The organism is Streptomyces sp. CBMA123 (genome assembly GCF_014596465.1).
Lineage (GTDB): Bacteria > Actinomycetota > Actinomycetes > Streptomycetales > Streptomycetaceae > Kitasatospora.
On sequence record NZ_MECK01000257.1, the window covers coordinates 46,572 to 52,571 of the forward strand.

Annotated in this window: 5 protein-coding genes; 3 read left to right on the top strand and 2 right to left on the bottom strand. The window is 72.0% G+C overall.

Annotated elements, in window-relative coordinates:
- Nucleotides 1-25: 25 nt before the first annotated feature.
- On the top strand, nucleotides 26-1,390 hold the full coding sequence (glmM, locus tag BG452_RS26010; RefSeq protein WP_188306773.1) for a phosphoglucosamine mutase: 1,365 nt from the start codon (nucleotides 26-28) through the stop codon (nucleotides 1,388-1,390).
- Between the two features lie 98 nt (nucleotides 1,391-1,488).
- Here the strand turns inward: glmM and coaA are convergent, their stop codons facing one another.
- Nucleotides 1,489-2,484: a type I pantothenate kinase gene (gene coaA / locus BG452_RS26015; protein WP_188306774.1), complete on the bottom strand. Its 996-nt coding sequence runs from the start codon at nucleotides 2,482-2,484 to the stop codon at nucleotides 1,489-1,491.
- A 99-nt stretch (nucleotides 2,485-2,583) separates the two neighbouring features.
- On the opposite strand from coaA, the gene glmS reads away from it, so the two are divergent.
- Entirely contained in the window at nucleotides 2,584-4,440 is a 1,857-nt protein-coding gene (glmS, locus tag BG452_RS26020) for a glutamine--fructose-6-phosphate transaminase (isomerizing) (RefSeq protein WP_188306775.1), read from the top strand.
- Nucleotides 4,441-4,479: 39 nt separating this feature from the next.
- Here glmS and BG452_RS26025 read toward each other — a convergent pair whose 3' ends face one another.
- A complete protein-coding gene (locus BG452_RS26025; RefSeq protein WP_188306776.1) occupies nucleotides 4,480-5,037 on the bottom strand; it encodes a Uma2 family endonuclease in 558 nt (185 codons plus the stop codon).
- 173 nt (nucleotides 5,038-5,210) lie between these two features.
- Between BG452_RS26025 and BG452_RS26030 the strand changes: the two genes are divergently transcribed.
- Nucleotides 5,211-6,000: NAD(P)H-hydrate epimerase (locus BG452_RS26030; protein WP_188306777.1), on the top strand; the 790-nt coding region annotated here is incomplete at its 3' end.

Sequence of the window (6,000 nt, forward strand, 5' to 3'; positions counted from 1 at the left end):
GAGCATGGTGATGGAGGACGGGACAGTGGGACGACTCTTCGGTACGGACGGCGTACGCGGCGTGGCCAACGAGGGCCTGACGGCGGAACTGGCGCTCGGCCTGTCGGTCGCGGCCTCCCACGTGCTCGGCGAGGCCGGCGCCTTCGACGGGCACCGGCCGGTCGCGGTGGTCGGCCGTGACCCCCGCGCCTCGGGCGAGTTCCTGGAGGCCGCGGTCATCGCCGGCCTGGCGAGTTCCGGCGTCGACGTGCTCCGGGTCGGCGTGCTGCCCACCCCCGCCGTGGCCTACCTCACCGGCGCCCTCGGCGCCGACTTCGGCGTGATGCTGTCCGCCAGCCACAACGCCATGCCGGACAACGGCATCAAGTTCCTCGCCCGCGGCGGCCACAAGCTGGACGACCGGATCGAGGACGCGATCGAGTCCCACTACCGCAAGCACACGGTCGACGGCGAGGACTGGAACCGCCCGACCGGCGCGGCCGTCGGGCGGGTCCGCGAGTACACCGAGGGCTTCGACAAGTACGTCGCCCACCTGATCGGCGTGCTGCCCAACCGCCTGGACGGGATCAAGGTCGTCATCGACGGCGCCCACGGCGCGGCCGCGTACGTCGCCCCCGAGGCCTTCGCCCGGGCCGGCGCCGAGGTCGTCCACACCCTGGGCGCCGAGCCCACCGGCCTCAACATCAACGACGGCGTCGGCTCCACCCACCTGGACCGGCTGCGGGTCGCGATGAAGGAGTACCAGGCCGACCTCGGCATCGCCCTGGACGGCGACGCCGACCGCTGCCTGGCCGCCGACGCGGAGGGCAACGAGGTGGACGGCGACCAGATCATCGCCATCCTCGCCGTCGCCATGAAGGAGGCCGGCACCCTGCGCCGCAACACCGCGGTCGCCACCGTGATGTCCAACCTCGGCTTCAAGCTGGCGATGGAGCGCGAGGGCATCGACCTGGTGGAGACCGCCGTCGGCGACCGCTACGTGCTGGAGGCGATGAAGGAGCACGGCTTCGCGCTGGGCGGCGAGCAGTCCGGCCACGTCATCCTGCTGGACCACGCCACCACCGGCGACGGCACCCTGACCGGCCTGATGCTGGGCGCCCGACTGGCTGCCACCAAGCAGCCGCTGGCCGACCTGGCCGCCGTGATGACCCGGCTGCCGCAGGTGCTGATCAACGTCAAGGGCGTCGACAAGAGCCGGGTGCGGACCAGCACCGAGCTGGCCGCCGCCGTCGCCGCGGCCGAGACCGAGCTGGGCGCCACCGGCCGGGTGCTGCTGCGCCCCTCCGGCACCGAGCCGCTGGTCCGGGTCATGGTCGAGGCCGCCGACCCGGCGCAGGCCGAGGCGGTCGGGCAGCGCCTGGCCGAGGCAGTGCGCACCCACCTGGGCTGAGGCCCCCGTACGGCGAAGGCCCCCACCGGTCGGCTTCGGTTCGAAGCCGGCCGGTGGGGGCCGTCCGTGTTGCCCGTCCGTGGGGTTTCGAGGGGGTCTCAGAGCTTGCGCAGCAGCGCCCGGCGGACCTTGTGGTCCGAGCCCTTCTGCAGGACCAGGGTGGCCCGGCCGCGGGTGGGCAGCACGTTCTCCACCAGGTTGGGCTTGTTGATGGTGCGCCAGACCTGGCGGCCGTACTCCATCGCCTCCTCCTCCGGCACCTCGGTGAAGCGGGTGAAGTAGGAGTTCGGGTCCTGGAAGGCCGTCTGCCGCAGCTTGCGGAAGCGGTCCAGGTACCAGTGCTCGATGTCGTCGGTGCGGGCGTCGACGTAGATCGAGAAGTCGAAGTAGTCGGCCACCGCGAGGCGGGTGCGGCCGTCGGTGCCGGGCAGGGCCGGCTGGAGCACGTTCAGCCCCTCGACGATCAGGATGTCCGGGCGCTCCACCGTCAGCCGCTGGTCCGGCACGATGTCGTACACCAGGTGCGAGTACACCGGCGCGGTGACCCGGTCCTTGCCCGCCTTCACGTCCGCCACGAAGCGCATCAGCGCCCGGCGGTCGTACGACTCCGGGAAGCCCTTGCGGGCCATCAGGCCCCGGCGGCGCAGCTCGGCGTTGGGCAGCAGGAAGCCGTCGGTGGTGACCAGCTCGACCCGGGGGTGCTCGGGCCAGCGGGCCAGCAGGGCCTGGAGCAGGCGGGCGGTGGTGGACTTGCCGACGGCCACCGAGCCGGCCACGCCGATGATGAACGGCGTGCGGGTGCGCTCGGTGTCCGGGGTGTCCAGGAAGGTGCCCAGCGTGCCGCGCAGCTCGTGCGTGGCGTGGATGTACAGATTCAGCAGCCGGGACAGGGGCAGGTAGACGTCACGTACCTCGTCGAGGTCGAGAGCCGTGCCGAGACCGCGCAACTGCTCCACCTCCTCGGCGGTCAGCGGCAGTGGCGTACGCTCGCGCAGCGCGCTCCACTCGGCCCGGCTGAGGTCCACGTAGGGGGACGGGGACGGGCCGGGCGCGGCGGCGCCCCGCGTACACAGTTCGGTCAGCACATGCTCCATTGTGAGCCGTCACGGTGTTCACCGTGGCTGTGGTGTCGGTCACGCAGCGTTGGCGAGGGGCGGGAAAACGGCCACAGAACCGCCCTTATGCTGGCACGCATGTGCGGAATTGTTGGATACGTGGGCGCGCAGTCCGCCCTCGACGTAGTAATCGCGGGCCTGCAGCGACTGGAGTACCGGGGCTATGACTCGGCCGGTGTCGCGGTGCAGGCGCAGGACTCCGAGGGGCAGTGGAGTCTCGTCACGGACAAGCGGGCGGGCAAGCTCGCCAACCTGGAGAAGTCGCTCGCCGAGTCCCCTCTGCCCGGCGGCACCACCGGCATCGGCCACACCCGCTGGGCCACCCACGGCGGCCCGACGGACGCCAACGCCCACCCCCACCTGGACGACGACCTCCGGGTGGCCGTCGTCCACAACGGCATCATCGAGAACTTCGCCCAGCTGCGCGCCGAGATCGCCGAGCGCGGTCACACCCTCCGGTCGGAGACCGACACCGAGGTCGTCGCCCACCTGCTCGGCGAGGCGTACCAGGGTGACCTGGCCGAGGCCATGCGCGTGGTCTGCGGCCGGCTGGACGGCGCCTTCACCCTCGTCGCGGTCCACGCGGACGCGCCCGACGTGGTGGTCGGCGCCCGCCGCAACTCGCCGCTGGTGGTGGGCCGCGGTGAGGGCGAGAACTTCCTCGCCTCGGATGTCGCCGCGTTCATCGCGCACACCCGCGAGGCGATCGAGCTGGGCCAGGACCAGGTCGTCGAGCTGCGCCGGGAGGGCGTGACCGTCACCAACTTCGACGGCACCCCGGCCGACGTGCGCGAGTACCACGTCGACTGGGACGCCTCCGCCGCCGAGAAGGGCGGCTACGACTACTTCATGCTCAAGGAGATCGCCGAGCAGCCGAAGGCCGTCGCCGACACCCTCCTCGGCCGGATCGGCACCGACGGCCGACTGACCCTCGACGAGCTGCGCATCTCCGACGCGGACCTGCGCTCGGTCGACAAGGTCGTCATCGTCGCCTGCGGCACCGCGTTCCACGCGGGCATGATCGCCAAGTACGCGATCGAGCACTGGACCCGCATCCCCTGCGAGGTCGAGGTCGCCTCGGAGTTCCGCTACCGCGACCCGATCATGGGCCCCGGCACGCTGGTCATCGCCATCTCGCAGTCCGGCGAGACCATGGACACCCTGATGGCGCTGCGGCACGCCCGCGAGCAGGGCGCCAAGGTGCTGGCGATCTGCAACACCAACGGCTCGACCATCCCGCGCGAGTCGGACGCGGTGCTGTACACCCACGCCGGGCCGGAGGTCGCCGTCGCGTCGACCAAGGCGTTCCTCACCCAGCTGGTCGCCTGCTACCTGGTCGCCCTCTACCTGGGCCAGGTGCGCGGCACCAAGTGGGGCGACGAGATCTTCACCATCATCCGCGAGCTCGGCGACGCGCCGAAGCAGGTCGAGCAGGTGCTGGAGACCATGGAGCCGGTGCGCGAGCTGGCCCGCTCGCTGGCCGACGCCCGCTCGGTGCTGTTCCTCGGCCGCCACGTCGGCTTCCCGGTGGCCCTGGAAGGCGCGCTCAAGCTCAAGGAGCTCGCCTACATGCACGCCGAGGGCTTCGCGGCGGGCGAGCTCAAGCACGGCCCGATCGCGCTGATCGAGGAGGGGCTGCCGGTCGTGGTGGTCGTGCCCTCGCCGCGCGGGCGGTCGATCCTGCACGACAAGATCGTCTCCAACATCCAGGAGATCCGTGCGCGCGGTGCCCGCACCATCGTGATCGCCGAGGAGGGCGACGAGGCCGTCGTGCCGTACGCGGACCACCTGATCCGCATCCCGGTCACCCCGACCCTGCTCCAGCCGCTGGTCTCCACCGTCCCGCTCCAGGTCTTCGCCTGCGAGCTGGCCACGGCCAAGGGCCACGAGGTCGACCAGCCGCGCAACCTGGCGAAGTCGGTCACCGTCGAGTAGCCGCCCGGCTCTTCGTGGCGCCCCTGCGGTGGCTGTGCCCTACCGCAGGGGCGCCGTGTCGAGCGTGAAGGAGAACGGGGCGGGCAGGTCGATCGGCTTGCCGAAGTCGGTCTGGGAGAGTGCCCTGTAGTCGCCGTTCTCGGGCTCGGTGAACAGGGTGACCTTGCCTGCGGTGCGGTCGATCAGCAGGTAGCAGGGGATGCCCGCGGCGGCGTAGCCCCGGCGCTTCGGCTCGCGATCCTTCTGCGGGTTGGTCGAGGTGATCTCGAACACGAGCAGGACTCCTTCTGCCGGCGCCCAGGAGTCCAAGTGATCGAAGTGGTCCTCCGGGACCACCGTGCCGTCGGGGATGAAGCGGCCTCCGGGAGTGATGAGGCCCTTGTTACCCGCGATGTCCAGTTCGATCGCGGCGTTCCGGAAGAACTGCTTGGCGACCTTCGAGAACGCGCCCTCGTGCGGCCCGTCCGGCGGTGGCGTCACAGTGATCTCCCCTTCGATGAGCTCGGCCTTGAATCCGGGCGGAGTGTCCAGCTCCAGAAACGCCTGGAGAAGCCCGTCCTGGTCCAGCGGACGCTCGACTGCCGGCATGGCGACCATGGCCCTTCTCCCTCCTGTGTGGGTCCGTGCCGAGCCACAAGGTGGGCGTACGGACCGACATCGGTGGGGCATCGACGTGGGTGTCACTCGAAAGTGTGCCGCAGGCCCGGCTGCCGTGGGGTGGTGGCGCGGGCTAGCGTCGGCGGTAGCCGACTGCTGAAGGAGTTCTCCCCATGCGTCATGCACACCCTGTGGACATCGTCCGGGCCGCGGAGGCCGAGCTGATGGCGCGGCTGCCGGAGGGCACGTTGATGCAGCGGGCGGCCGCCGGGCTGGCGGCGACCTGTGCGCGGCTGCTGATCCGGCGTCGGGGGCGGGTGTACGGCAGCCGGGTGACGGTGCTGGCGGGCAGCGGGGACAACGGGGGCGACGCGCTGTACGCCGGGGCTGCGCTGGCCCGGCGGGGGGCGCGGGTGACAGCGGTGCTGCTCGCGCCGGGCAAGGAACACCGGGGTGGGCTGGCCGCTCTGCGGGCGGCCGGTGGGCGGGTGACGGCGGAGCAGGAAGTCGGCCTGGCCGACTTCTCGCGCGCGGACCTGGTGCTGGACGGCATCATCGGCATCGGCGGCCGGGGCGGGCTGCGCCCCGAGGCCGTCCCGTACGCCCGGGCCGGGCGCCGCGGGCTGGTGGTGGCGGTGGACCTGCCCAGCGGGGTGGCGGCGGACAGCGGTGAGGTGCCCGGCGAGGTACTGCGCGCGGACGTCACGGTCTGCTTCGGCACGTACAAGCCCGGGCTGCTGATCGACCCGGGGGCCTCCTGCGCGGGCGCCGTACAGCTGGTGGACATCGGGCTGGCGCCGCCGGAGCCGGAGGTGACGGCCCTGCAGCACGCGGACGTGGCGGCGCTGCTGCCGCTGCCGGGCGCGGAGAGCGACAAGTACCGGCGCGGCGTGGTCGGGGTGGCGGCCGGTTCGGCCACCTACCCGGGGGCGGCGCTGCTGGCGGTCGCCGGGGCGCTGCGGG

What these genes read in the sequence shown, in the direction of transcription:
- coaA (WP_188306774.1), bottom strand. Translation starts at nt 2,484, where the DNA reads ATGGAGCATGTGCTGACCGAACTGTGTACGCGGGGCGCCGCCGCGCCC.
- BG452_RS26025 (WP_188306776.1), bottom strand. Translation starts at nt 5,037, where the DNA reads ATGGTCGCCATGCCGGCAGTCGAGCGTCCGCTGGACCAGGACGGGCTT.
- glmS (WP_188306775.1), top strand. Translation starts at nt 2,584, where the DNA reads ATGTGCGGAATTGTTGGATACGTGGGCGCGCAGTCCGCCCTCGACGTA.